The following is a 24,451-nucleotide window of genomic DNA, read 5'->3' as shown; positions in this document are numbered from 1 at the left end:
CTTGGTGCTCGAACAACCTGAAGTAATTCTGGACTACATTTCATTACCTGGCACCAGCTTCTGTGAAAATGTATTGTTGAACAACAAAATATTGTTGCATAAGTCGCATTCTACCTATAAAGTGAACGCGCAATAAAAATAATTAAATGAGATATTTTCGCAGGTCACGAATGTCTACCCAAATTACACTTTTTGACTCGCATTGCCATTTAGATTTTCCCATATTTGACGGTAAGCTGGATGCTATCGTGGAGAAGTGTGGGCAGGTGGGTATTGGTGGTATTTTAATCCCCGGAGTGAATCGCGATGGCTGGCGACGTATTCGTCAGATAACTGCGCGCCTGCCAATCTGCCATACGGCCCTTGGCTTACATCCGATGTATATCGACTCCCACCAGGAACAACATTTACACGATCTCGAAATGGCACTTTCTGTTGGTCCTATAGCTGCCATTGGTGAGATAGGCTTAGATTTTTATGAAGGACGTAAATCAGAAAAAAAGCAGCTTCAGTTTTTCCAGGCCCAAATAGATATCGCCAAAACAGCTCGCTTGCCAGTTATTTTACATGTTCGTAAGGCTCATGATCAGGTTTTGCAAATATTGAATCAATCCCATTTTGCTTTTGGTGGCTTCGTGCACGCATTTAACGGTAGTGAAAACCAGGCTGAAAGATATACTCATCTAGGATTTAAACTCGGATTCGGCGGCGCTATGACCTATCCGCGTGCAGCTAAAATTAGAAAACTGGCTAGTAGTTTACCAATAGAGTCAATCGTACTGGAAACAGATGCTCCGGACATGCCTCCTATAACCTGCAAGCAAAAGCACAATACACCGTTTCACCTGATCGATATTTTGAAATGTATGGCAGAATTGCGTGGAGAAAACGTTGCGCAAATTGCGAGACAAACGACACGTAATGTACATTCTGTCTTAAATCTTGATTAGTCCCATGCTTTAAACAATATGTGGCGCTACTTTGCGCGGAAGGGTTCGCACTTTGTGAAGTTAGTATAATTTGCTAAAACAATTCTATTTGCTATTTAAAATCAATGCATTAGACTTAGATCTTACTTTAGTTTGTTAATAAAATAGTCGCATGCAAACCACTGTCTCGAAAAAACTAGATTTGGTCAGTTTTCTTACACTCCTTGAAAAAGGTGGTGTCTTATCACCTGAACAAGCAAAAGAAGCCTTGATCGAGTTAAGGCCCAAAAAAGGGCGAGAGCATCCGATCAATCAGGTTGCCAGTCTCAAACTAAAGTCGAAGGCGTTACGAAATAAAGAACTAGGCGCTGAGTTATTGTCTGAATGGTATGCCAAGCACTGCAAATTGCCCTATGTCCGTCTAGATCCTCTCAAAATTGATGTTGACGCCGTAACTGCAGTCATGTCCAGAGCGTTTGCTTTACGCCACAATATTCTTGCTTGTGAAGTGCATCATGATGGTGTCGAAATTGCGGTTATTGATCCTGAGGAGACGAGCTGGGAGTCTGGACTTTCTCACATTTTAAGGAAGCCGATTCAACGTGTATTTGCTAATCCTGAAACCGTCAAACGGCTTCAGAGCGAATTTTATAGTCTAAGTAGCTCAATGAAAGGTGCATCAGGAGAATCGCTGCAAAATGTTAAACTTAGCAACCTTGAGCAGCTTCTTGAAGTTGGCAAGGGAGCTGATGTAGATGCTAATGACCAACACGTAGTCCAAATTGTTGACTGGTTATTACAGTATGCTTTCAGTGAAAGAGCAAGTGATATTCATATTGAACCTCGGCGCGAGAAGGCCAATATTCGGCTTAGAATCGACGGTGTATTGCATAAAGTTTATGAAATGCAGGCCAATATTGCTGCAGCTGTCATTGCGCGACTCAAGATTCTAGGAAGGATGGATGTCGCGGAGAGACGCAAACCGCTGGATGGTCGAATAAAGACAAAAACCCCTAATGGGCTGGAAATTGAACTACGACTATCGAGTTTGCCGACCGCCTTTGGTGAAAAGCTGGTGGCTCGTATTTTTGATCCCACTGTATTACTACGCGACTTTAAAGAATTGGGGCTGGACGAGAAAACCGAGAAGAGCTGGCTTGGTATGGCACGACAACCTAATGGCATTGTTCTATTGACAGGACCTACCGGTTCAGGAAAAACAACTACGCTATATACCACGCTTAAGCTGATTGCGACGCCGGAAGTCAATGTATGTACTATTGAAGATCCGATCGAAATGGTAGAACCCGCTTTTAATCAGATGCAGGTTCATCATGATATTGAGCTTGATTTTGCCAGTGGCGTCAGAGCATTGCTGCGCCAGGATCCTGATATCATAATGATTGGTGAAATCAGGGATAAAGAAACCGCGAATATGGCAATCCAGGCATCGCTGACCGGTCATCTGGTTATTTCGACACTACACACCAATGATGCTTCTTCAGCAATTACACGATTGCAGGATATTGGAGTTCCTCATTATCTGATCAACGCTACCTTGTTAGGTGCCATGGCGCAGCGACTGGTTAGAACGCTTTGTCCACATTGTAAAAAAGCAGTCGAACCGAACAAGGAAGCCTGGAGCGAACTGACTCAGGGATTTGACCTACCGGCTCCTAAACTCATGTTTGAGCCTTCAGGGTGTGATGAGTGTCGTCAGTCAGGTTATTTAGGAAGAATCGGTATCTATGAGTTACTCGAGTTTGATTCAGAGATAAAGTCGCTGGTGACCGAGAAATGTGAAGTATCACCGATTAAAAATAAGGCGGTCGAAAAAGGAATGAGTCTGCTAAGGATGAGTGGCGCGAGGAAAGTTGCAGAAGGGAAAACTACCATTGCAGAGGTAATGAGAGTTGCTTCTCCTGCAATGGAAGAGTTTTAACTGGGTTGTAAAGCTATCCTTCTTCCTGCGATATTCTTTTAAATAGCATCATTGCGAGCTAGACAACGGAAATCTCAATTTGTGAGTAAGGCATTTTTCATTTTGAGTGGTCCAGTAAATAGTTTTCAAGAAAGTGTCCTTTCAAGAAGGTGTCCTTTCAGTCATTAATTTAAATCTTGCTCAGGCGTCTGATAGTCTATGCTATTAGGAGCAGCTTATGTTCAAGCAAATCTCCCGGAGAGGGAAATGAGTATTCGATTTAAACTATCTTCTCTTATTTTAATCCTGTTTATTGCAGCTATTCTTAATTCTGTTTTCTTTTTCAGAATCGAACATCTCGGGCAGGAAAAAATAGCCTGGATCGATCATACCCACAGTGTTCTCTATTCGACGGAAAAACTCCTCAGTGCTATAAAAGATGCAGAAACCGGCCATCGAGGGTACTTGCTGACGGAAGATATTGTCTACCTAAAGCCTTATTATGATGGTTTAACTTTCGCTAAGGAAGAGCTTAACCGTTTAACTAGCCTGACCTCTAACAAGCCTTTGCAACAAAATGTAATGATGAAAATCAGTGAACAGTTTCAGTTGATGTTTAAAGGACTTGCCAATTCAATATCATTAGTACAGGAAGGAAAGCGAGCAGAAGCCTTAAAACTAGTCTCTCTGAATGAAAGTAAGGCATATATGGATAGTATTCGAGACTATTTTTCTGATTTTACGAAAAATGAGCTGATCTTGCTGGAAAAAAGAAAAGGGGACTATAGAGAATATAGAACTCAAATCACAACAATTATTGTGATTGAAGTTGTTTTGTTTATTGGACTTGCGTTGATTACATTTCAATATCTTAACAAAAGTTTATTTTCGCCACTAAAACTATTGGTAAAAAATGCAGAAAAAGTTAAGAAAGGAGAAGCGATAAAAACAGTAGATATTGTTGGTCAGGATGAAATGGGGAGTCTTTTGTCTACGTTTTATGATATGGGGGAAAAAGTTTATCAAAGAGAACAGAAGCTGGCGCACGAAGTAAAACATGATAGCTTGACCGGGCTTAAAAATAGAAGCACCGTTCTTCCCGAAATTGAGGAATCTATTTCCAGAACAAAAGTATCTAAAACAAAAACAGCAATCCTTTTTATCGACCTGGATTCATTTAAACAGGTTAACGATACTCTGGGACATGAAATAGGGGATCTTATTCTCAAGCAAACTGCGTCAAAACTGGCTTCGTCGGTACGTTCGAGAGATAGCGTTTTTCGTTTAGGAGGCGATGAGTTTCTAGTGATTGTGAAAGATCTGGAAAGTACTGAAAATGTTATTACTATTATTCAAAAAATACGCAACGCGACAAGTGAACCATTGGAAGTTAACGGAAGTTTTATTGATACCTCTCTCAGTATCGGTGTATCAATATCTCCAGATGATTCTATATGTAGCACAGAGTTGATTAAATATGCTGATATAGCTATGTACGCATCGAAGAAAGAAAACACCGACTATAAGCTCTTTAGGCGAGATATGCTGAAAAGAGCCAGTGATATACCTCTTTCCGAAAGTCTGGGTCATTTAAAAGAACAAACTTCCTCACAGTAAGCGCTATAAAAGTGACTAAATCGTTTTTTAGGATTATTCCATAAAACACTCTAGTATATCTGCGATTGATGCTGTATATCCTCAGCGTGATTCTACAAATTGATATGATTTTGACTATACTTATTGGATAGTACTTTCAGGGAAAGTTGATGCTTTTCAATGTTATAGCCAGAAGTTTGCGACTCAAGTTGCTACTTGTTTTTATTTTACTTTTGTTCGCATTCATTGCGATACATGCCTTTATTCGAGTCTTTTGGATTCTTCCTCAGTTCAGCGCTCTTGAAGCTGCCAGCGATCTTAAAGACGCACAACGAGTGGTAGCTGCATTTGACAGGATTTATGACGAGTTGGAAACAGTTGTTTATGACAATGCGGTTTGGGATGAACTTTATCACGTAATCAAAAAGGAAAATAAGCATTATCTGAGAGAAAACTATTTTCTCGCCGAATCTTTTTCTTCCTTAAAAATTAATGGCATGCACTTTTACTCTCCTGAGTTCGAGTCTATTGACTATTTAATCTTGGATAACTTGCAAAAGCCTCTGCAGAATTCAATCTTCATTAATCCAACAGAAGAGATCAAAAATAGCGCTTTGATATCTTCCAGTGACGTGCTCAATAATCAGAGAGCTCCCGTATTCAAACGTGGTCTGATCAATGATGAAAGCAATATCATTATGTTTGTTAGTGGGAGCGTGATGCCCTCTAATGAAAAAGGCGATATCGCCGGAACCATGCTCGTTTGGCGCTATGTTGATGAAAGAGTTACCAAACTACTCAGGCAAATCTTGCAAAGTGAAATTTCCTTACTTTCGTTAACAGGGGAGGGCTCTATTCCAGAGACTGCTTTTCATGTTCGTGAGCTTGAATTGGGAAAAAACTTTCGAAATAGGGATAATAATGTTTATTTATTGTTTGATGATCTGGAGGGGATTCCGTCTTTGATGGTCAGCTATCGAGCTCCGAAACGGATGTTTGAAGACTCCTGGCTTGAAAATTCACTAGTAGCGGCAATCCTGGCTTCTTTCACTCTACTTATTTTTCTATTCTTTTTACTGAATGAAATGCTGATTTCTCCACTAAAGCGCTTAAGAAATACGATTAGAAAAGTAATGAATGAAGGTGATTATGAGGGAACAACTAGTATTCACCGGCAGGATGAGATCGGGAGACTAGCGCATCTGATCGATATTCTATTCGAGAAGGTTTTGAGTCAGCAAAAACAGTTAGTGGCACACAATATCGAGTTGAGAGAGCTAAGCGATACTGACGAATTGACTGGAATTGCTAATCGTCGAGCACTGAAAAATTATATCGAAAGAGTTGGACGTGAGCTAGATGAATCCGGTATCAAGTTAAGCTTTTTAATGGTCGACGTTGATCATTTCAAGCTGTTCAATGATGAGTATGGACATAAAGCCGGAGATCAGGCATTGCGTGCAGTTGCTCAGACTATGACAGAATACACTCGAGAATCTATTGATTTGGTTGCGCGCTATGGCGGAGAAGAGTTTGCTGTACTGTTAATGAATATTGATCAGGACAAAGCTGTTAAAGTTGCAACCAAGTTGTGTAGAGCGATTGAAAATTTAAAAGTCGAAAACCGAGCTTCGCCAACTTCCCATTATTTAACGATATCAATTGGAATAACCTTTAGCGACTCAGTAAGAAATTGCTCCAGTGAAACGATGTTTCAAATGGCTGACAGAGCATTATATCAGGCAAAGAAAGAAGGCCGGAACCGGGTAGTCTATTTACCTTGTAAGATAGACTGAGGCAAGCTACGCGATAGCATTTTGAAGGGGGTATTTATCTATGTTAGCGGGGTACCAGATGAAGTTAGCCCTCAAAATAATGCTACTCTTTTCCAGTATGATAACCAGTTTCTGTTTTGCAGAATCTTCTTTGTCTGGCTATTTAGGATTTAGTTCAAAATATATTGATAGGGGGGTTATAATCAAGACTGGTTCCGCCAATCTGGGATTGGACTGGCAAATTAATAATTGGTCCACTGAGCTATGGGTTGCTGACCTTGGTACCGGATTAGAACAGGAAGTTTCGGGAAGTTATTCTTTTGATATTAATAGTGACGGATTTCTATCTTTAAGATATGGATATACTACTTACACAAATGAGTATGACCAACCTTATGAAGAATTCTCGGTTTTTACTGGTACAGGTAAATTTTTCATTGAATTGACTCAAGGTTATTGGCAAGGAGACAATGCGCAAGAGGATGAATACTCCTTTTATTCGATTAATTATACTCCGGGTAATTTTCTACTTAGTTACGGAGTATTTGGAAATGAATATGAAGGAGATTACCTGGAAGTAGGCTACAACTTTGTTTTTCAAACATTTGATTTGAACTTTTCAGTTGTAGTTAGTTCTGAAGAACTCTCAGACGATATGTATTTTCCAGAAGACGCCGAAACGAAAACTCATCTGGTGTTGTCCATCTATAAAAACTTCGATGTGTTCTAATTGATCGGATACGTTTTCTACAAGATGTTGTAATAAAATCAGAATAATAAAAAAGGCGCCGTTAGACGCCTTTACCAGAAAGTTAAACTTCGCAATAAATGAAAATATTTAACTTCCAATATTTTCAAGTTCAGCTTTTTGCTCTGTGAGCTTTTTAAGCGCTGATTCTGCATCTGCCAGTTTTTCTTTTTCTTTAGCGACAACAGCATCTGGTGCTCTCTCAACAAAATTTGCATTATTAAGTTTGCCGGACAAGCGCTGTGTTTCTTTGGTCAGCTTTTCAATTTCCTTATTTAAACGATCAACTTCTGCAGTCACATCAATCAGTCCGGCCAAAGGAACCAATACTTCCATTTCCCCGGCTAACGCAGTAGCTGAGGGTGGAGTCGATTCGCTGGCTTCTTCAAGAGACTCAAGCTTGGCGAGTGCTGAGATAAAACCTCGATACTCCTGCATACAGCGACGATCATTATCATTGGCATTTTTAAGCAGAACATTGACAGGTTTTCCTGGTGAAACGTTAAGTTCCCCACGAATATTACGCACACCGACAATCAGCTTTTTTAACCACTCCAGATCCGTGAGCGCTTTATCGCTAACTTTTGATGCATCGAATTTGGGGAAAGCCGCCAGCATTATTGAATCTGTTTCTGTATTGACCATCGGCTTCAAGCGTTGCCAGATTTCTTCTGTGATGAAAGGCATCATCGGATGAAGCATTCGCATCATATTTTCCAGAACATTGACCAGAGTATGACGAGTACCACGTTTTTGTTCATCACTATAGGCGTCACCATAAAGTATTGGCTTTGAAAGCTCCAGGTACCAGTCGCAGTAATCGTTCCTACTGAATTCATAAAGTGTTTGAGTCGCAAGGTCAAAACGGTATTCATTGACATGTTTTTCGTATTCAGTAATCGCCTTTTGTAAGCGACTAATGATCCATTCATCAGCTATACTAAGTTCCATATTGCTGTTTTCTTTCCCGCAATCCTCGCCCTCAGTATTCATCATTACATAGCGTGCAGCATTCCATAATTTGTTGCAGTAATTTCGATAACCTTCAACTCGACCAAGATCGAAATTGATATCGCGACTTGTGGAAGCAAGCGCACAAAAAGTAAACCTTAGCGCATCGGTTCCATAAGCTTCGATACCATCGGCAAATTGTTTGCGCGTGCGTTTTTCCACCTGTGAAGCTATTTTAGGGTTCATCATCCCGCTGGTTCGCTTGGTTACAAGAGAGTCCAGATCGATACCGTCGATCAAATCGATAGGATCAAGAACATTTCCTTTCGATTTTGACATCTTGTCGCCGTGTTCGTCGCGAATAAGCCCGGTAATATAAATTTCTTTAAACGGAACTTTGCCGGTGAACTTCATGGTCATCATGATCATTCGAGCAACCCAGAAGAAAATAATATCAAAACCGGTTACCAGTACACTCGATGGGACAAATTTTTCCAGCTCAGGAGTTTCATTAGGCCAGCCCATAGTCGCAAATGGCCAAAGTGCAGAGGAGAACCAGGTATCCAATACATCATTGTCCTGGCGCAAAACTACATCTGCAGAAAGCCCATTGGCTTCTCGAGCTTCCTGCTCACTTCGAGCCACATATACTTTGCCATTTTCATCATACCAGGCGGGAATACGGTGTCCCCACCAAAGCTGACGACTAATACACCAGTCTTGAATGTTTTCCATCCAGTGATAATAGGTTTTATCCCAGTTTTCAGGGACAAATTTGATGTCTCCATTTCTAACCGCTTCAATTGCCGGTTTAGCCAGACTTTCTACTGCGACATACCACTGGTCTGTCAACAGAGGCTCGATAACGTCGTTACTTCTGTCGCCCTTTGGCACTTTCAGGGCGTGGTCGTCAATTTTTTCTAAAAGACCATTTGACTTAAACTCTTCAACAATTTGTTTTCTAGCATCAAATCGATTCAGGCCTGCATAGTTTTGTGGCAATGAGTTATCAATATCTTCTCGCGGTTTGCCTCCAAACTCGTAAACTTCAGCTTGCGCTAAAATGTCTGCCTGTGGAGACATAATGTTGATTAATGGGAGGTTGTGACGTTTACCAACTTCGTAATCATTAAAGTCATGCGCCGGGGTGATCTTCACGCAGCCGGTTCCAAATTCCATATCAACGTAATCGTCTGCAATAACTGGAATTTTACGATTCACCAATGGCAACATAACAAACTTGCCAACCAGATCTTTATAGCGTTCATCATTCGGGTTTACCGCTACTGCAGAGTCACCCAACATGGTCTCTGGTCGGGTTGTTGCTACCACCAGATAGTCTTTTCCTTCCGATGTTTTAGCGCCTTCAGCCAGCGGATAACGGAAATGCCACAAAAAACCTTTTTCGTCATGATTTTCAACTTCCAGATCCGATATCGCGGACTGAAACTTGGGATCCCAGTTGACCAGGCGTTTACCGCGATAAATGATACCTTCTTCAAACAGTTGAATAAAAACTTCCTGAACCGCATTGGACAGATCTTCATCCATGGTAAAAGCTTCACGATCCCAGTCAGGGGAGTCTCCCAGTCTGCGCATTTGCTGACTAATGGTTCCTCCAGAAGTTTCTTTCCACTCCCAGACTTTTTCGACAAATTGTTCTCGGGTGAAATCTGTACGTTTTTTTCCTTCGGCGTCCAGAAGTCGTTCCACTACCATCTGAGTCGCAATCCCCGCATGATCGGTTCCACATTGCCACAAGGTATCGTCACCTTTCATACGATGATAACGAGTCAAAGAGTCCATTATGGTATGTTGAAAAGCGTGTCCCATATGAAGACTACCGGTGACATTGGGCGGCGGAATCAGAATGCAGTAGGGTGAACCTTCTCCCGAAGCTTTAAAATAATTGTTTTTTTCCCAGGTTTCATACCATTTGGTTTCGATATTTTGGGGAGTGTAGGACTTGTCCATGACTAAAATAACTCGGTTGTGTTGAATTTAAAGGTACTAAATTAAGATTGAATCTGACGGTGATTTAATGGGTAACCTCTTTCGCGGTAAAAGCGAAAACGACTACGTGCTTTTTCTTTGCTCTCTTCATCGCCATAAGCATATTCAAAAACCCATTGAAAATGGCTAAAAAATAATGGCACGTCTTGTCCGAGGTTGACCAATACATCAGGTCTGACGGAAGGTTCCTGACCGAAGCCGATCTCAATCGGTGGTACAGATTCGGTATCTTCTCCCGCCAGGTGATGTGGTAAAAAACTCTTGCTATCATTCGACCAAAGTAATTCATCAATTCTCTCTGCAAGTCTGCGGTTATCGGTATGAATAAAAACTTTTTGGCCTTTTCTATAAGCACGTTTGATTACTTCACATAAGTGGTTATATGGAAGTTTTGAAGGAAGGGGAGAGTCTGGCTCTCCTTCCGTCTTTATATCGGCTACTGAGTAAAACTCTATCTGAGTCACGCAGACAATCCCGCTAACTTTCGCAACGATTGATCAAGTATTGGCTTAACAAGGGGACAGGTCTTCCTGTCGCGCCTTTCGCCTTACCTGATTGCCATGCGGTTCCCGCAATATCCAGATGTGCCCAGTGGTACTTTTTGGTAAAGCGAGATAAGAAACAGCCTGCGGTAATTGTGCCTGCTCCTTTGCCACCAATGTTAGCCATATCAGCAAAGTTTGACTCAAGCTGTTCTTGATATTCGTCCCAGATAGGCAGGCGCCAGACTCTGTCACCACAAAGTTCTCCCGCATTGAGGAGATCATGTGCGAGCGGGTTATGGTTACTCATTAAGCCGGAAGCCTGATTACCTAAAGCTATAATGCAAGCTCCGGTCAAAGTGGCAACGTCGATTACGATTTCTGGTTCATATCGCTCTACATAAGTAAGCGTGTCACATAGAACCAAACGTCCTTCGGCGTCGGTATTAAGAATTTCGATCGTCTGTCCAGATAGCGAAGTTACAATATCTCCAGGACGACTAGCTTTGCCGCTTGGCATATTTTCGGCGGCCGCAATAGTCATAATAAGATTAATCGGGAGCTTCATTTCAACTGCGGCTACAAAAGCGCCGAAAACTGCCGCAGCACCGCCCATGTCGTATTTCATTTCATCCATCCTTTCACCTGGTTTCAATGAAATACCGCCACTATCAAAAGTAATACCTTTACCGACAAGTACGACAGGTTTTTGTTCTGCTGAACCTCCGTTGTATTTCAGGATGATCAATTTTGCGGGTGTATCCGAGCCACGTGCAACCGAACAAAACGCTCCCATGCCCATCTCTTCCAGCTCTGATTCGTCGAGAACCTCACAGTCGACACCTTCATTATTCACTGCGAAAGTTTTCGCTTCTTCTGCCAGGTAGGTTGGGTTAGCTATATTGGGGGGAAGGTTCGCTAGATCTCGAGCCTTATGCGCCCCCTTAGCAATCGAAAGGCCTTCCTCAATTGCTTTTTCGCCAATCGTTAATTCTTTTCGAGTGGTTACATTGAAGGTAAGTCGACGAAGAGGGCGGCGAGTCGAGTCTGTTTTGCTCTTAAACTCATCAAACGCATACAGAGTATCTTGAGCCGCTTCTACCGCGTGGCGAACTTTCCAGCGGGTATCGCGTCCTTTGACATTCAGTTCACTCAGGAAGCAAACGGCTTCCATCGAGCCAGTATCATTCAGGGTTGTAATGGCTTTGGCGATGACTTTGGTGTATGACTTATCACCAAAGTCTCTTTCTTTACCACAACCAATTAACAGGACTCGGTCCGATAAGGTGTTAGGAACATTGTGCAAAAGTAGAACTTGACCCAGCTTGCCTTCCATGTCTCCTCGGCGTAGCAAGTTACTCAGATAGCCTTCGCTTACCTGGTCCAGCTGCTCACCCATAGCAGACAATTTTCTTGATTCGAATACTCCAACGACAACGCATGCACTACGTTGTTTTTCAGGATTACCACTTTTTACATTAAATTCCATCAAGCAAACCTTATTTTTAATATGATCTCTGTTTCTTTTGTAACCAGTTTTCAGGTATGAGCTTCAGATAAATAATATGAGAACTCACATCTCTAGTAGATTAAATTGAAGTCCAAACATATTGGAATGTCTGGATTTCTATGTTTAATTGTTAGTGGCAGCTATGTTATATTGAGCCCCCAGCAGTGCCCAAGCAATAGGCCTATCAGCTACAAAAGCTTATAAAATGGAAGTTTAACGTAAAAATAACGAATTTTTAAGTAAAAGTAGCAGTTTTCTGAGTAATTAGTTTGATTCTTAGACGATATATTAATAGTGAGATTCTTAAAACCAGTCTGGCGATTTTAGTCATTCTGGTGTTGCTATTCGTTAGCAGTCGTTTTCTTAAATATATTCAGTTGGCTGTAGATGGAACTATTTCTTCCTCGGCAGCATTCTACTTGATGGCTCTCAATATACCCGCAGTAACCGGCTTTCTGTTGCCTATGTCCTTTTTTATTGCAGCTCTCACGACTATGGGTAGGCTTTATGCGGAAAATGAGATGGCCATAATTCATAACGCAGGCCTTAGTGATTATCAGATAGCCCGCAATATATTGCCTTTGGCGACGATAATTGCTTTAGTGTCTGCAGCTTTATCTTTTGCGCTCAATCCGTGGGCAAACTACGAGGCAAAACAGGTTAGTGCGCGCGAGGGGGCTCAAATCCAGTTGGGTGGAGCCATCGAAGGCCGGTTTCAGGAAACGAGAGATAAAAATGGGGTAATTTTTATCGAGCGGAAAGGAGAGTATGGCCAAATTCATAAGCTTTTTACTGTAAGCGGTCTTGACTCAACTGACGACTCATTCACTCTTCAAGTTGCCAAACGAGGATATCTCGAACAATCGGTTGATGACAACTCTTCTGCTTTACAATCGGCTACGATGCTCTCTAACCCAGAGCGTAAAACAACTGATTACCTGGTTTTAAAAGATGGCGTTAATTATCAATTTGACAGAAATCTGGGGCGTTGGCAGATAACAGAATATGAAAGTTATTATATGCCGGTAAAGCGAGTCGAGCTTGAAACGGTCGAAAGGCCTCTGCGTACATTATCAACAATCGATTTGATAGCGGATGATTCAATCGAAGGATCTGCTGAGCTTCACTGGCGTTTATCTGCACCGATTTCAGTATTTATAGTGACTTTTATGGCAATTCCATTGGCTAGAACTCAGCCGCGTAAAGGAAAATTTTCAAGACTCTTTCCTGCCATCATGGTCTATATGGTTTATGCGCTATTTATGATGAATGGCAGACAGTTAATAGAAACTGGAAAAGTCCCTGCGGTTCTGGGGTTCTGGTGGATTCATGCGCTGGCCGTTGCTTATACTTACTGGATTTACAAGCGTGGGAGTAAATTAAAACCGAATAAAAAGAAAGTTAAGTTGAGGAAGCTGGCTCATGGTTAATTTACTGGATCGTTATATATCTCGCCAATTAATCATCAGTAGCATAATGATATTACTATTGATTAGTCTGCTTAGAGCACTATTGAGCTTTCTGGGCGAAGTTGCTGAAACTGGTGAAGGAAATTATCAAATTAGTGATGCGTTACTCTATACCCTGCTCATGATTCCTTCACGAATACTTGAAATGTTTCCAATGAGTGTACTTATCGGATCGCTGGTATCTTTAGGGAACATGGCAACCAATAGTGAAATTACGGTTATGAGAGCGGCTGGAATGACGACATGGCGTATTGCCGGAGCAGCCATTAAAGGTTCAATCGTTTTAATGCTGGCAGTGATATTTATTAGCGAGTGGATGGCTCCGCCTGCAACGAAAGCAGCACAACAGTTAAAATCTGCTGCAAAAAGTAGCGAAGATTTAAGCATTTCAAAAGGTGGACTCTGGCTCAAGAAAGGAAGTCAGATTTTGCATATCGACCAGGTTCTCAGTGATGAACTGTTAGAAAATATCAGTATTTATACCTTTGATAATAACGATAGAATTCACAAAGTGCTGAATGCAAATAAAGCCAAAATGAACGATGGTGTCTGGGAATTGTACGATGTTGAAGAAAGCCTTTTTGAACTCGAGCAGATAAAGGTAAGTCGATATACCTCAAAAATATGGATTGATCCGATTGAACAAACTCAACTTGATACCCTTAGTGTGGCCCCGGAAGCTCTCAGTATATTTGGTGTTATCGAATATTTATCCTACTTGCAACAGAATAGCATGGAAACCAACGTTTTTGAGCTAGCGTTTTGGCGAAAACTTTTCCAGCCCTTTTCAATCGCGATAATGATTTTCCTTGCAACGTCATTTGTTTTCGGTCCGATGCGTTCAGTTAGTATAGGCGCTAGAATTCTGACTGGTGTTGCTCTGGGGTTCGGCTTTCACCTGGCCAGTCAGTCTTTTGGCCCTATTAGTCTGGTTTATAAATTTCCACCTTTATTAGGGGCGTTTATACCTCTGGCAATATTTGGATTCATTGCTTACTATCTGATGAAACGTTCTGCCTGATGATCGCGAGCTAGTAGAGTAGGTTGTAAGCTTACCGTCTCTAAACTTAACAACATCTTTTTATCGAAAATCTATATAAACACTTTATTCTGCTATACTTTTAATGGATAAGTAGCGGACTGGCATAAATTTTCGAAAGCGGCTATTGATTGCTATTAACGGTTGATAAGATCATATCGCGGTAATTTATTGTCACGTTTTAGAATAAATATAGAGAAAAGGGTATGCTCAAATTAAGTGATTTTTTCGGCCTGTCAATTGATGAAGATGTGTCCGATATCAGACCCTTGCTTGAAGCTTTGTCTATTAACAAGGAGATAGAAAAGACAAAGGTTGTTACCTCTTTAAAAAAGAAAAATGGTACCGATGCTGCAATTGTAAATGTTGGGCGAAGGCAACAAGTACTCAAGCTTATTCAACCATTGGTAAACAGCGACATGCTGGATTATGAGGCCAACTATTACGATAAGGAAATCAACACTTCCAGTGATCACGATCGCCGCTATGGCGCAGAGGATAAGCTTCTGATGTTTTCCATTATTGTTGCCTCCACCAAAAGCTTAAAAATAGCGAGAGATGATACCAATCTTCCTACCATAAAGTTGTTACGTGAAGCTAAATTTAAAGAAACTCGTTTTGACAGGCTTTGGGATGTATTGTCGGACGAAACAAGTCATATCGTGAGCGCTTATCGAAAATCCAAAAAATAAGCTGCATCAAGTCTATAGTTCCCTATCTAATCAACAAGATAAGGCAATAACTCACCAGAAATTGAGATTCACTAACTTTCACTTTTGACCAGGCAAAAAAAATCCCGGTCAGATTGGCAGATCAGGCCGGGAACAGGCTCCATGACAGGAGAACTACTAGGGAACTGTATGTTTGATTAAATCCACCACCGGTTCTTAAATATAGACGTCAAAAAGTTCAAATAGTTTGCTTGCCTTATTAAATTTTATCGCCCGGTTATTGATTTTCTTTAACTGAGTGAAAGTATAGAACAGGCCAATTTTTAAACAGCTATCCTGCTGAGATATTGCTAATCCCCAGATCACCCATAGGACGGGGAATAGCTCAAAACTTAGCCATCTTGACTGTTTTTTTGTGTTATAAAAACAAACATTTATATTTAAAAATATTCTATAAAAAGAGGGGGATTATTGATTTTCAGCTTTTCACTGATGGGCAGACGGGCAGGTATTGCTCTGTGTGGCTATTATTGACGGTTTTTTGCTTCAGCTTCTAGTGTTAAACTTCGCATCCAGAAATTTTTTGTCCTGGCTGTAGCCGTAATGCTTGATCAGATTCGAACCGTTTTATCCCATACAACTCACCCCGGTAACGTCGGCGCAACAGCGCGAGCACTTAAAGTTATGGGGTTAAGTCAGTTAGCTCTAGTTAATCCCAAAGACTATCCTTCTGCTGAAGCTACACGGAGAGCCTCGCGAGCGACGGATATACTTGCTAACGCGACGATTCACGACAATCTTGATTCAGCGATTGCAGATTGTCAGCTCGTCGTTGGTACCAGTGCACGAACAAGAACCTTGCCAAGTAAGCTTATTTCACCTCGAGAGCTTGCCGAGGAAATCAAGACGACCCCAGACAGAGTGCCGGTTGCAATACTATTTGGAACAGAGAATTCGGGACTGACCAATGAAGAGTTGCATAAATGTCACTATCACGTGTGTATTCCGACCAATCCTGAATACTCTTCACTCAATCTTGGCTCGGCAGTTCAGTTGATTGCCTATGAAATGCGCCTGGCACTATCTGAAGAGGCAGTGTTACCTGAACAAAGAGTCGTTGACAGCGAGCAACATATTACTCATGAGCAGTTGAGCGGTCTGCTCCAGCACTTTGATAAGGTTATGCAGCTAACAGGATATAAAATACCCAAGCACGCCAAATATCTTGATCTTCGACTGGAGCGCTTACTATGCAAGGCGGAAGTCACTACAAGCGAATATAATATTCTGAGAGGCTTTCTAAGTTCGGTTGAAAAGTACTCAGAGCGACTTAGTTCCGGTGTATTGGAAAAAATTGAACAGAGCCAAAAGTAAAATCCTTAACAACACTAAAGTGCTAGCACTAGAAAACTGTCTATGAAAAAAGTTATTTATCTGGATTACGCCGCAACGACGCCTTGTGATCCTGCGGTTGCTGAAAAAATGATGGCCTGTCTTACGATGGATGGTGACTTTGGAAATCCTGCTTCTCGCTCTCATCGCTATGGATGGCAAGCTGAAGAACTGGTTGATATTGCCCGTAATCAGGTCGCGGATCTGATTGGCGCTGATCCTCGTGAAATAATATGGACTTCAGGAGCGACCGAAGCTGATAATTTAGCCATTAAGGGGATTGCTGCCTGGCAAAAAAGAGGTCATATCGTTACTAGCTCAATTGAGCATAAAGCTGTACTAGATACCTGCCTGGCGCTCGAAAAAGAAGGCTTTCGCGTGACCTATGTTAAGCCTGACGCAAGCGGTGTCATTAACCCTGAAGACGTCAGTGCTGCAATTTGTGAAGATACAATCTTAATATCGATAATGCACGTTAATAATGAGCTGGGAACAATCCAAAAAATAAAAGAGATTGGTCAGATAGCACATAATGCTCACATTCCATTCCACGTGGACGCAGCACAGAGTGCTGGCAAGTTGCCCATTGATGTGAGTGAGTTACCTGTAGACTTTATGTCTTTGTCAGCCCACAAAATTTATGGTCCCAAAGGTATCGGTGCGCTTTTTGCCCGGCGCAATCAACAGCCACATATAGAAGCGCAGATCCATGGTGGTGGGCATGAAAGAGGACTACGCTCGGGGACTTTGCCAACTCATCAAATTGTGGGAATGGGGGCTGCTTTTGAAATAGCGAGAAATAACTTAAAGCTTGAAGCGGAAAAGATTCAGTTACTTAAAGATAAGTTCTGGCAAAAACTAGGTAATATCACAGGTGTTTTCGTTAATGGTGATATTGCTCAATCAATACCGGGTATCATCAACATTCGGTTTGACTATGTTGATAGTGAGACTTTGTTAATGGCGTTTAAAAATCTGGCCATTTCTTCCGGTTCTGCGTGTACATCGGCAAGCGTGGAGCCATCTTATGTATTAAAGCAGCTGGGTTTAACTGACGAGGAAGCGCATTCTTCTTTACGTTTTTCTTTCGGTCGATTTACCAGCGAAGAAGATGTTGATAAGGCGGTTGAAATAGTGACTTCTGGACTGGACAAGTTGCGAGCCATGTCGCCTGAATGGTTGGCTCTGCAGGAAAACTCCTGATTTATAAGAATATATTTATTGATACAAATATATTTGGAAAATGAAACTTCTTTTTTGCAACAAGTTCGGTGAAGATAGCGAGCAAAAATTAATTTTATTGACTAAGATTTATACGGTTTTTAGTAAAAAAGAAGAATTCCAAAGTTTTTTTTAAAAAATGCTTGTATTTTTTCTGAAAACCCGCATAATGCGCTCCGCATCGGGTCGTTAGCTCAGCCGGTAGAGCAGTTGACTTTTAATCAATTGGTCGGGCGTTCGAATCGCCCACGACCCACCATATTCGATACAGAAAAAGCTTCCTAAAAGGAAGCTTTTTTTTTGCGCTAAATTCATCCTGAATCACATCAATTTTAAATAAGGGCTTGAAATCCTCGAGCCAAGTCTGTACTATCCGCGGCTCAAATTTTTGCGATAGCTATATCTCATAGGTCTTCGAAAGCCCCTGTGAAGCAGTTTCGCATTTATCTGCATCGGGTCGTTAGCTCAGCCGGTAGAGCAGTTGACTTTTAATCAATTGGTCGGGCGTTCGAATCGCCCACGACCCACCATCTTTAAAAGCCGCTTAAACAGCGGCTTTTTTTATGACTTCAATAATCTGGCTATACTTAGCCTATCTGAATTCCATTGTCCGAGTATCACTAGCGGAATATCAGACAAAAGTGATTTTGGTTAAAAAGCCTACAATGATATGGCTAATTTAGTTTCCCACTTGAATTTTCTTTGCTGGAATCAATCCGACTCTATTGGTAGGATGGGATTAAGCAGAAGGAGAAAATAAAAATAATGCATGAAACTGCGGTTATTGAAACCCCTGTTGGAAAGTTAAAAATCAGCATTCAGCAAAACTGTCTTTATGAAATTACCTTGAATACTGAACTAAGTGAGAGCCCTCCAATCACTCGAATGGGAAAGCGAGTGGTTGATCAGTTAGCCGATTATTTTCGTTCAGCAGGTAACAGCTTTCAAATTCCATTAGTGCCCAGAGGCACCGAATTTCAGACAAGAGTCTGGATTGCTCTTTGTGATATTCCTCCAGGTAAAACCGAAACCTATGGCGAGCTAGCTGCAAGAATTGGCTCAAATGCCAGGGCTGTGGGGAATGCGTGCCGGCGAAATCCGACACCAATTGTGGTGCCTTGCCATCGAGTTGTCGCTCAAAAAGGCCTGGGTGGCTATGCCGGAGATACAGGCGGAGAGTTAATGAATATTAAGCGATGGTTACTTTCGCATGAAGGTATCGACTTATCCCGGATTTAGGCTGGTCATGTTAATAAGCAAGGCCATGTGTGGTTGAGCTTATTGGCACAGGTTTATCTCATTAGTGAGCCAAAGTAGAGTGAAGCAAAAGAAAAACAAGGTGTCAGCGGAACACGAAGACTTAATCTGCTTGTTCATCGACAATATCTGGATGCACGATGGACTTAGTCAAAACACGCTAAGTAGTTATAAGACCGATCTTGTTCAATTTGTCATCTGGTTGGAGCAAAGTAAGAACACTCTGGTAAAAGCCTCTTCAGCCGAAGTCGAAGATTATTTGAGTTTTCGATATCAGAAAAACTATTCTGCACGCTCGACCGCCAGAAGCCTTTCCTGTTTGAGGCGATTTTATGCTTATGCTCTTGAACAGGGAATCTGTGTAAAGGATCCCACTTCGAAAATCGAGTCTCCCAAGCTGGGACGCCCATTACCTCATACATTGTCAGAGTCAGATGTGGAAGCCTTGTTGTCTGAGCCTGATACCGATGATGCGCTGGGGACTCGTGATCTGGCAATGCTGGAGCTGATGTATGCCAGTGGTCTCAGAGTCAGCGAGTTGATCAAGTTAGAGTTTTCGCAGATCTCAACTGTTCAGGGGGTTTTAAGAGTCAGCGGAAAGGGAAATAAAGAGAGGTTAGTGCCCTTCGGTGAAGCTGCAGGTGAAGCTATCGAGAATTACCTAAAGTATGGACGTGGCGAATTGCTGGGAAACAAGCAAAGCGATCTCCTGTTTCTTTCCAAAAGAGGGCAGGGAATGACCAGACAAACCTTCTGGTATCGGATAAAGCATTATGCTTCGATGGCCGGGATCAAAAAACATCTGTCGCCACATACTTTGCGGCACGCTTTTGCTACTCATTTATTGGCTCATGGTGCTGATTTAAGAACTTTGCAAATGCTGTTAGGTCATAGCGATCTGTCAACAACGCAGATTTATACTCATATTGCCAAGGAAAGGCTCAAAAGTTTACATGCTACGCACCATCCAAGAGCCTGAATATCACGTTTTGTCCAGTGAGAACTACCGTCTGTCGTTGAGTTTGCAAAACTGATATAGTCTCTGATTAACTAGGTGCAAAATTAACAATGCGGGTTTTGCTATTCAATGGTAGATTATTGAGTCACCAAAGCTGCAAGCCCGAAATTAACATAGAGTTCAGGATTAATTAAATGTCACTAAATCGTAAAATAGGTGTGCTGAGTGCTTTAGTTGCCTCTGGTTTTATACTTTACCAGGGAATAAGTAACCGTCAGGCAATGAACCAGCAAGTTCCACTTAATGAGGCGCAAACTCCGGAAGTTGCAGAGTGGCAACTGGAAAGTATTCCGGGGGCATTAACTGCTGATGAGGTTAAATCTCAACTGGAAAAAAATTTACAGGGGATTGAAATATCTGATATTGAGAAGAGCCCGCTTAAAGGTTACTACCAGGCATTTTTGGGTGGAGAAGTACTTTATGTTTCAGTTGACGGTAGATTCCTAATGACTGGAATGATGCTGGAAATTGATGAAGGCGCACCAATAAACCATACCCAGCTGGCTTTAGCCCGACAAGACCTGAAACGCGCACCGATGCGAGCCAAACTAATTTCAGGAATTGACGAATCTGATATGGTTGTCTTCAAAGCCAGTGATGAAAAGCATGTAGTCACTGTTTTTACCGACGTTGATTGCGCCTATTGTCGAAAGTTGCACAAAGAGATGCCTATGTTAAACGAGAATGGAATCACTGTCAGGTACATGGCTTACCCGAGGGCAGGTATCGGCTCATCGGCGTATAGGAAACTGGTATCTGTCTGGTGTGCGGATGACAAACAGGAAGCAATGAATATTGCCAAGCTTCAGAGACAGTTTTCTGATAAAACATGTAAAAATCCGGTTGCCGCACATTATAACCTTGTTCGTTCACTCAATTTAAGTGGTACGCCAGCGGTAATTACGGAGACTGGAGAAGTCATCGGAGGTTATTTGTCGGCTGATGATATGTTGTCACTACTAAACAAACTGAAATCGGAAAAACTGTCAATGAATAGTCAGAATTAATATTTTTCGAGTTTTAGTTCTCATACTTTATTATAAAAGAGCGCCTTCGGGCGCTTTTTTATGTGGTGGTGAGAGCGTTAAGGAAATAACAATGCAACTACTATTCGGTTGTCATGAATTAGTACTTGCAGCGTATGGCAAGCTTGTCGCGTTGCCATAACCTCAACGGCTATCCCTTTTTTATTGAGTTCGCGCATTGTATTCGCTGGCATCAACTTATGCGCAGGTCCTGTTCCAATAAGCAAAACTTCTATGTCATCAGGAAGCGCTTCAAGCAGGTGTTGATAATCGACTTCTTCAAATTCTTTTGCCTGAAGGTATAAGTCGACAGAATTATTGCTCACCAGAACAGGCTCCGAATAGATGCCATTAAAAAAGACAATTTCACCTGGTTTGTAAGCTTTTATTGCAACTGGACCGGCATTGTTTTCTTTTTGAAATTGCATTTAATTTGATCTTTGAAACTATATAGATATGGTCAGTATTTCCATTATATAGCCTTCTTGGTATGAAGGTAAGTTTAGTTTAGTTTAGTTTAGTTTAGTTGTTATCAACTTTACCGCTTTAAGTGTTTTCACTGGTGATTGTTTCTAAAAGCGGGTTATTATATTAAAAACTCCAATTAAATCTGAATTAATGAAAGGTCTCTCAGACGAATTTCTTGCAGAGGGCGGTTGATTGAAGCCAGTTGGGCAAGAAATAGCTCTGCAGTAGAGATAGCATCTTCCAGCGCGTTGTGTGCATTATATGCTGGTAACCCATATTTTTTTCGTAGATTGAAAAGCCTCAGGGATGTTGCTGATATGGCTTGTTGTCTTCTGGCCATTATTTTCTCCTCAATGATAAATGTATCCAGAAAAAAAATGGGAATTTTGTTTCCGGTGATATGCATTGCAAGCTTTTGCAGGAATTTCTTTTCTACCGGATGATAATGAACAAGTAGCAGTGAATGATGACAGTAATTTAAAAACTGTTTGAATGCGGAAATCGAATCAATTCCTTTTGCCATCTGATCATGGGTGATTTTATGAATGACTACGCTGTCTTTTTTTAACGCTGAGTCAGAATTAACCAGAAAGTGGCGACATTGTACCAGCTTGATCGATAAATTCTCAAAAGGGCAAATTCCCATGCTGACAATATTATCATCGTCATTGAGACCGGAAGTTTCCAGATCGATTGACACAATGGGTGTATTGATTAAGTAATCATCACCTGAAAAATAGCAGTTTTCAAGATAATTTTTGAGTTCGGGGCGAACCTCCTCAGGCGAATTATCGAGTATTTTCGCCGTATTGTATGCTCTGCCTTTCAGCCAGCCTGTTATTGAAGATATATCCATCTAGCCAATTCTTCCGGTCTGATAACGAGAGGCAAGGGCGCTTTGATAGGTTCTGACGACTTCGAAGGTATCCTTGAGATGACGTCTTTCAAGAGATGATATTTCTTCCGGGATCAGATAGTTGTCGGGCGCTTTTCCTTGCTCTATATTTTTGGCTTGATGTTGCAAACGTAGCTCGCTTAAAAACTCAAAGGCATCTGTTAAATCCATTAATCCGGGTTCACTGATTGAGTTGGACTGTCTTGCTGCTATCAACCGTTCCAGAGTATTGATTGGTCTGGCACCGCAATCAAGCGCATAGACTCGGCTTAAGTCAATGATGGGAACGACTCCTCGCTTTTTAAGATCAAGAGACTTCTCTTCGCTTCCGTGTCTTTCGAGGACAAAATTGCGAAATAATCCCAGAGGAGGAGTGTGATGAAGTGCATTTGCCGCCATAAAATTAAGAAACATTTTATTCTGAACGATTACTTCTTTTACATGAATATTTAAAGCTGCAAGCAGACTATGTTCTCCGTGAAGTCCATTAAGATCAAAAAATATGCTGGCATACATTAATGATTTGGGCTCTGGAGATAAAATCCATTGAGAAAAATACTGTTTCCACTGGCTCAATGGCTGTCGCCATTTTGGGTTGCTGGCCATAACGTCACCGGGACAATAGATATACCCACATTTGTTTAAACCATCACACACAAATTTTGATAGCTTTTCAAAATAAGTGCCATGTAGTGCTTCCTCGTAATCATCACTTAAAATAATCAGATTATCCTGATCGCTTTTTGCCGTTTGCTCGTTTCTGGCCAGTGAGCCTGCGATTACCCATACATAGGGGATTGGAGGTTTCCCCAATTCTAATTCAGCCAGATTTAGTAATTGCTGGTTAAATGCACGACCGATGGAACTGATTGTATAGGCGACGTCATTGGCGCTTAATCCCTGTTTAACTAACTGCAATAAAGATGGTTGTATTTGGTGCGACAGGCGAATCAGTGAATCAATCTGCAGAGTTCTATGGATCTGATTTATCAGGTAAACGGGGTTATTGCTTTGCCGGTGAATTAAATCCGTTGCAGTTAATACACCCAGGATTTTTTCATTTTCTATTACCGGCAAATGACGAATATTATTTCTTGCCATTATCAATAATGCTTCGGAGGCTGTTGCATTTGATTGAATAGTTAATAAACCTTCACTCATTATTACGCCCACAGGCGTCTGGTGAGAAATATTTTCAGCTACCACTTTAGTGCAAAAAGCTCTGTCGGTTACAATTCCTTTTACCCGGTTGTTCTGGGTTATAAGAAGTGAGGTACTTGCGGTTGACTGCATTAGTTGCGCGCATTCGGAAACCGTTTTTGTGTGGTCAACCATTAAAGGTTTATCATGCAACAAGGCACAGACTTCTACCGAGCTAAGATTACCTGAATGTTGAGTTGATGTTTTTCCAATATTCCTTTTTTGTTCGGCACTCATTGGTAAAAAGTCGTTTCTTTCAAAGTAGAATCTGAAATAGGGTTCTTCCTGGAAAAACGCTTCAAAAGTTTCCTTGGGGATTTTATAGAAAAGAGTATCTTCCAGTGCTTTGATTTCTCGTTTTACTTCTCCACCACGGCGGATAGAAGCATGTCCAAACATGTCATTTTCGGCGAACCTTGCAGCTACTGTACCATCAATTTCCAGTCTTTCGACTGCACCACTTCTGATAATAAAAAGCCATCTATTTTGAGCTCCGGGCTTAAGTATTATTTGCCCGCGCCTGGCGTAATCAATTTCTATAGAAACTAATAATTGTTTTTTTCGGGAGTCGGAAAGCCTGGATATTGGTTCAATTGAGCTCAGGTAATTGAATATTTCAAGACTCTCTACTTCTAACAGGTCGAGGTCAGAATTTTTACTCTCATTATTTTCGAATTTGTTATTCAAAGACTAGGCTCCAGAATCAAAATTATTCAGGTAGTCGCATACCTGCCGACTTCAGTCAGTGTGTTTGATTATAGTGCGAATTGAGTCATCTTTCAGTTAGCAAATCGTATAACCGTGATCAGAGTCAGGCGATTCCAATTCTTTAATACCAGTAAAAACGGCTGATGGATGACCATCAGCCAAA

Annotated in this window: 19 protein-coding genes and 2 tRNA genes; 15 read left to right on the top strand and 6 right to left on the bottom strand. The window is 41.4% G+C overall.

Annotated elements, in window-relative coordinates; translation table 11 throughout:
- Positions 1–170: 170 nt before the first annotated feature.
- The 5 genes from IYN84_RS07055 to IYN84_RS07035 all read left to right on the top strand — a co-directional run bounded on the left by IYN84_RS07055 (position 171) and on the right by IYN84_RS07035 (position 6,951).
- On the top strand, positions 171–950 hold the full coding sequence (locus IYN84_RS07055) for a TatD family hydrolase (protein WP_196138439.1): 780 nt from the start codon (positions 171–173) through the stop codon (positions 948–950).
- Between the two features lie 151 nt (positions 951–1,101).
- Complete coding sequence (locus IYN84_RS07050; protein ID WP_196138438.1) at positions 1,102–2,871, top strand: GspE/PulE family protein; 1,770 nt, start codon at positions 1,102–1,104, stop codon at positions 2,869–2,871.
- Between the two features lie 246 nt (positions 2,872–3,117).
- Entirely contained in the window at positions 3,118–4,467 is a 1,350-nt protein-coding gene (locus tag IYN84_RS07045; RefSeq protein ID WP_196138437.1) for an Npt1/Npt2 family nucleotide transporter, read from the top strand.
- Between the two features lie 149 nt (positions 4,468–4,616).
- On the top strand, positions 4,617–6,242 hold the full coding sequence (locus IYN84_RS07040) for a diguanylate cyclase (protein ID WP_196138436.1): 1,626 nt from the start codon (positions 4,617–4,619) through the stop codon (positions 6,240–6,242).
- Positions 6,243–6,300: 58 nt separating this feature from the next.
- A complete protein-coding gene (locus IYN84_RS07035) occupies positions 6,301–6,951 on the top strand; it encodes a hypothetical protein (RefSeq protein ID WP_196138435.1) in 651 nt (216 codons plus the stop codon).
- Positions 6,952–7,059: 108 nt separating this feature from the next.
- Here IYN84_RS07035 and IYN84_RS07030 read toward each other — a convergent pair whose 3' ends face one another.
- Genes IYN84_RS07030 through pepA form a run of 3 tightly spaced genes read right to left on the bottom strand, consistent with a single transcriptional unit; the run spans position 7,060 to position 11,904 of the window.
- Complete coding sequence (locus IYN84_RS07030) at positions 7,060–9,894, bottom strand: valine--tRNA ligase (protein ID WP_196138434.1); 2,835 nt, start codon at positions 9,892–9,894, stop codon at positions 7,060–7,062.
- A gap of 41 nt (positions 9,895–9,935) precedes the next feature.
- Complete coding sequence (locus IYN84_RS07025) at positions 9,936–10,397, bottom strand: DNA polymerase III subunit chi (protein ID WP_196138433.1); 462 nt, start codon at positions 10,395–10,397, stop codon at positions 9,936–9,938.
- 13 nt (positions 10,398–10,410) lie between these two features.
- Complete coding sequence (gene pepA, locus IYN84_RS07020) at positions 10,411–11,904, bottom strand: leucyl aminopeptidase (protein ID WP_196138432.1); 1,494 nt, start codon at positions 11,902–11,904, stop codon at positions 10,411–10,413.
- Positions 11,905–12,194: 290 nt separating this feature from the next.
- Here pepA and lptF point away from each other — a divergent pair, with 290 nt between their 5' ends.
- The 10 genes from lptF to IYN84_RS06970 all read left to right on the top strand — a co-directional run bounded on the left by lptF (position 12,195) and on the right by IYN84_RS06970 (position 20,999).
- Positions 12,195–13,355, top strand: a complete 1,161-nt coding sequence (lptF, locus tag IYN84_RS07015) for an LPS export ABC transporter permease LptF (RefSeq protein WP_196138431.1) — start codon at positions 12,195–12,197, stop codon at positions 13,353–13,355.
- The gene (gene lptG / locus IYN84_RS07010) at positions 13,348–14,415 is read left to right on the top strand and encodes an LPS export ABC transporter permease LptG (protein ID WP_196138430.1); all 1,068 of its coding nucleotides are present in this window, start codon (positions 13,348–13,350) and stop codon (positions 14,413–14,415) included. Before lptF ends, lptG begins: the two co-directional genes overlap by 8 nt.
- A gap of 224 nt (positions 14,416–14,639) precedes the next feature.
- Positions 14,640–15,125 carry a hypothetical protein gene (locus IYN84_RS07005; RefSeq protein ID WP_196138429.1) on the top strand — a complete coding sequence of 162 codons (486 nt, stop codon included), beginning with the start codon at positions 14,640–14,642 and terminating at the stop codon, positions 15,123–15,125.
- 582 nt (positions 15,126–15,707) lie between these two features.
- On the top strand, positions 15,708–16,478 hold the full coding sequence (locus IYN84_RS07000) for an RNA methyltransferase (protein ID WP_196138428.1): 771 nt from the start codon (positions 15,708–15,710) through the stop codon (positions 16,476–16,478).
- A gap of 42 nt (positions 16,479–16,520) precedes the next feature.
- Positions 16,521–17,699, top strand: a complete 1,179-nt coding sequence (locus IYN84_RS06995) for an IscS subfamily cysteine desulfurase (protein WP_196138427.1) — start codon at positions 16,521–16,523, stop codon at positions 17,697–17,699.
- Positions 17,700–17,900: 201 nt separating this feature from the next.
- Positions 17,901–17,976: transfer RNA gene (locus IYN84_RS06990), tRNA-Lys, on the top strand.
- Between the two features lie 195 nt (positions 17,977–18,171).
- Positions 18,172–18,247 (top strand) — tRNA-Lys (locus IYN84_RS06985).
- A gap of 235 nt (positions 18,248–18,482) precedes the next feature.
- Positions 18,483–18,956, top strand: coding sequence for a methylated-DNA--[protein]-cysteine S-methyltransferase (locus IYN84_RS06980; protein WP_196138426.1), 474 nt, complete (start codon positions 18,483–18,485; stop codon positions 18,954–18,956).
- A 100-nt stretch (positions 18,957–19,056) separates the two neighbouring features.
- Entirely contained in the window at positions 19,057–19,953 is an 897-nt protein-coding gene (gene xerD / locus IYN84_RS06975) for a site-specific tyrosine recombinase XerD (RefSeq protein ID WP_196138572.1), read from the top strand.
- Between the two features lie 173 nt (positions 19,954–20,126).
- On the top strand, positions 20,127–20,999 hold the full coding sequence (locus IYN84_RS06970) for a DsbC family protein (RefSeq protein WP_196138425.1): 873 nt from the start codon (positions 20,127–20,129) through the stop codon (positions 20,997–20,999).
- A 77-nt stretch (positions 21,000–21,076) separates the two neighbouring features.
- Here the strand turns inward: IYN84_RS06970 and IYN84_RS06965 are convergent, their stop codons facing one another.
- The 3 genes from IYN84_RS06965 to IYN84_RS06955 form a co-directional block, all read right to left on the bottom strand.
- The gene (locus IYN84_RS06965) at positions 21,077–21,445 is read right to left on the bottom strand and encodes an Mth938-like domain-containing protein (RefSeq protein WP_196138424.1); all 369 of its coding nucleotides are present in this window, start codon (positions 21,443–21,445) and stop codon (positions 21,077–21,079) included.
- A 176-nt stretch (positions 21,446–21,621) separates the two neighbouring features.
- Positions 21,622–22,341, bottom strand: coding sequence for an exonuclease domain-containing protein (locus IYN84_RS06960; protein WP_196138423.1), 720 nt, complete (start codon positions 22,339–22,341; stop codon positions 21,622–21,624).
- Complete coding sequence (locus IYN84_RS06955; RefSeq protein ID WP_196138422.1) at positions 22,342–24,267, bottom strand: putative nucleotidyltransferase substrate binding domain-containing protein; 1,926 nt, start codon at positions 24,265–24,267, stop codon at positions 22,342–22,344.
- Between the last annotated feature and the right edge of the window lie 184 nt (positions 24,268–24,451).

This window comes from Aliikangiella sp. G2MR2-5, assembly GCF_015687155.1.
GTDB lineage: Bacteria > Pseudomonadota > Gammaproteobacteria > Enterobacterales > Kangiellaceae > Aliikangiella.
This window is presented reverse-complemented; position numbering and strand designations above follow the sequence as displayed.

Bases quoted from the DNA above. Each gene is read 5' to 3' on its own strand.
- IYN84_RS06970 (WP_196138425.1), top strand. From the start codon at position 20,127: ATGTCACTAAATCGTAAAATAGGTGTGCTGAGTGCTTTAGTTGCCTCT.
- lptG (WP_196138430.1), top strand. From the start codon at position 13,348: ATGGTTAATTTACTGGATCGTTATATATCTCGCCAATTAATCATCAGT.
- IYN84_RS07055 (WP_196138439.1), top strand. From the start codon at position 171: ATGTCTACCCAAATTACACTTTTTGACTCGCATTGCCATTTAGATTTT.
- IYN84_RS07050 (WP_196138438.1), top strand. From the start codon at position 1,102: ATGCAAACCACTGTCTCGAAAAAACTAGATTTGGTCAGTTTTCTTACA.
- IYN84_RS06995 (WP_196138427.1), top strand. From the start codon at position 16,521: ATGAAAAAAGTTATTTATCTGGATTACGCCGCAACGACGCCTTGTGAT.
- IYN84_RS07000 (WP_196138428.1), top strand. From the start codon at position 15,708: ATGCTTGATCAGATTCGAACCGTTTTATCCCATACAACTCACCCCGGT.
- IYN84_RS07035 (WP_196138435.1), top strand. From the start codon at position 6,301: ATGAAGTTAGCCCTCAAAATAATGCTACTCTTTTCCAGTATGATAACC.
- IYN84_RS06980 (WP_196138426.1), top strand. From the start codon at position 18,483: ATGCATGAAACTGCGGTTATTGAAACCCCTGTTGGAAAGTTAAAAATC.
- IYN84_RS06960 (WP_196138423.1), bottom strand. From the start codon at position 22,341: ATGGATATATCTTCAATAACAGGCTGGCTGAAAGGCAGAGCATACAAT.
- IYN84_RS06965 (WP_196138424.1), bottom strand. From the start codon at position 21,445: ATGCAATTTCAAAAAGAAAACAATGCCGGTCCAGTTGCAATAAAAGCT.
- IYN84_RS07040 (WP_196138436.1), top strand. From the start codon at position 4,617: ATGCTTTTCAATGTTATAGCCAGAAGTTTGCGACTCAAGTTGCTACTT.
- IYN84_RS07045 (WP_196138437.1), top strand. From the start codon at position 3,118: ATGAGTATTCGATTTAAACTATCTTCTCTTATTTTAATCCTGTTTATT.
- pepA (WP_196138432.1), bottom strand. From the start codon at position 11,904: ATGGAATTTAATGTAAAAAGTGGTAATCCTGAAAAACAACGTAGTGCA.
- IYN84_RS07005 (WP_196138429.1), top strand. From the start codon at position 14,640: ATGCTCAAATTAAGTGATTTTTTCGGCCTGTCAATTGATGAAGATGTG.
- IYN84_RS07030 (WP_196138434.1), bottom strand. From the start codon at position 9,894: ATGGACAAGTCCTACACTCCCCAAAATATCGAAACCAAATGGTATGAA.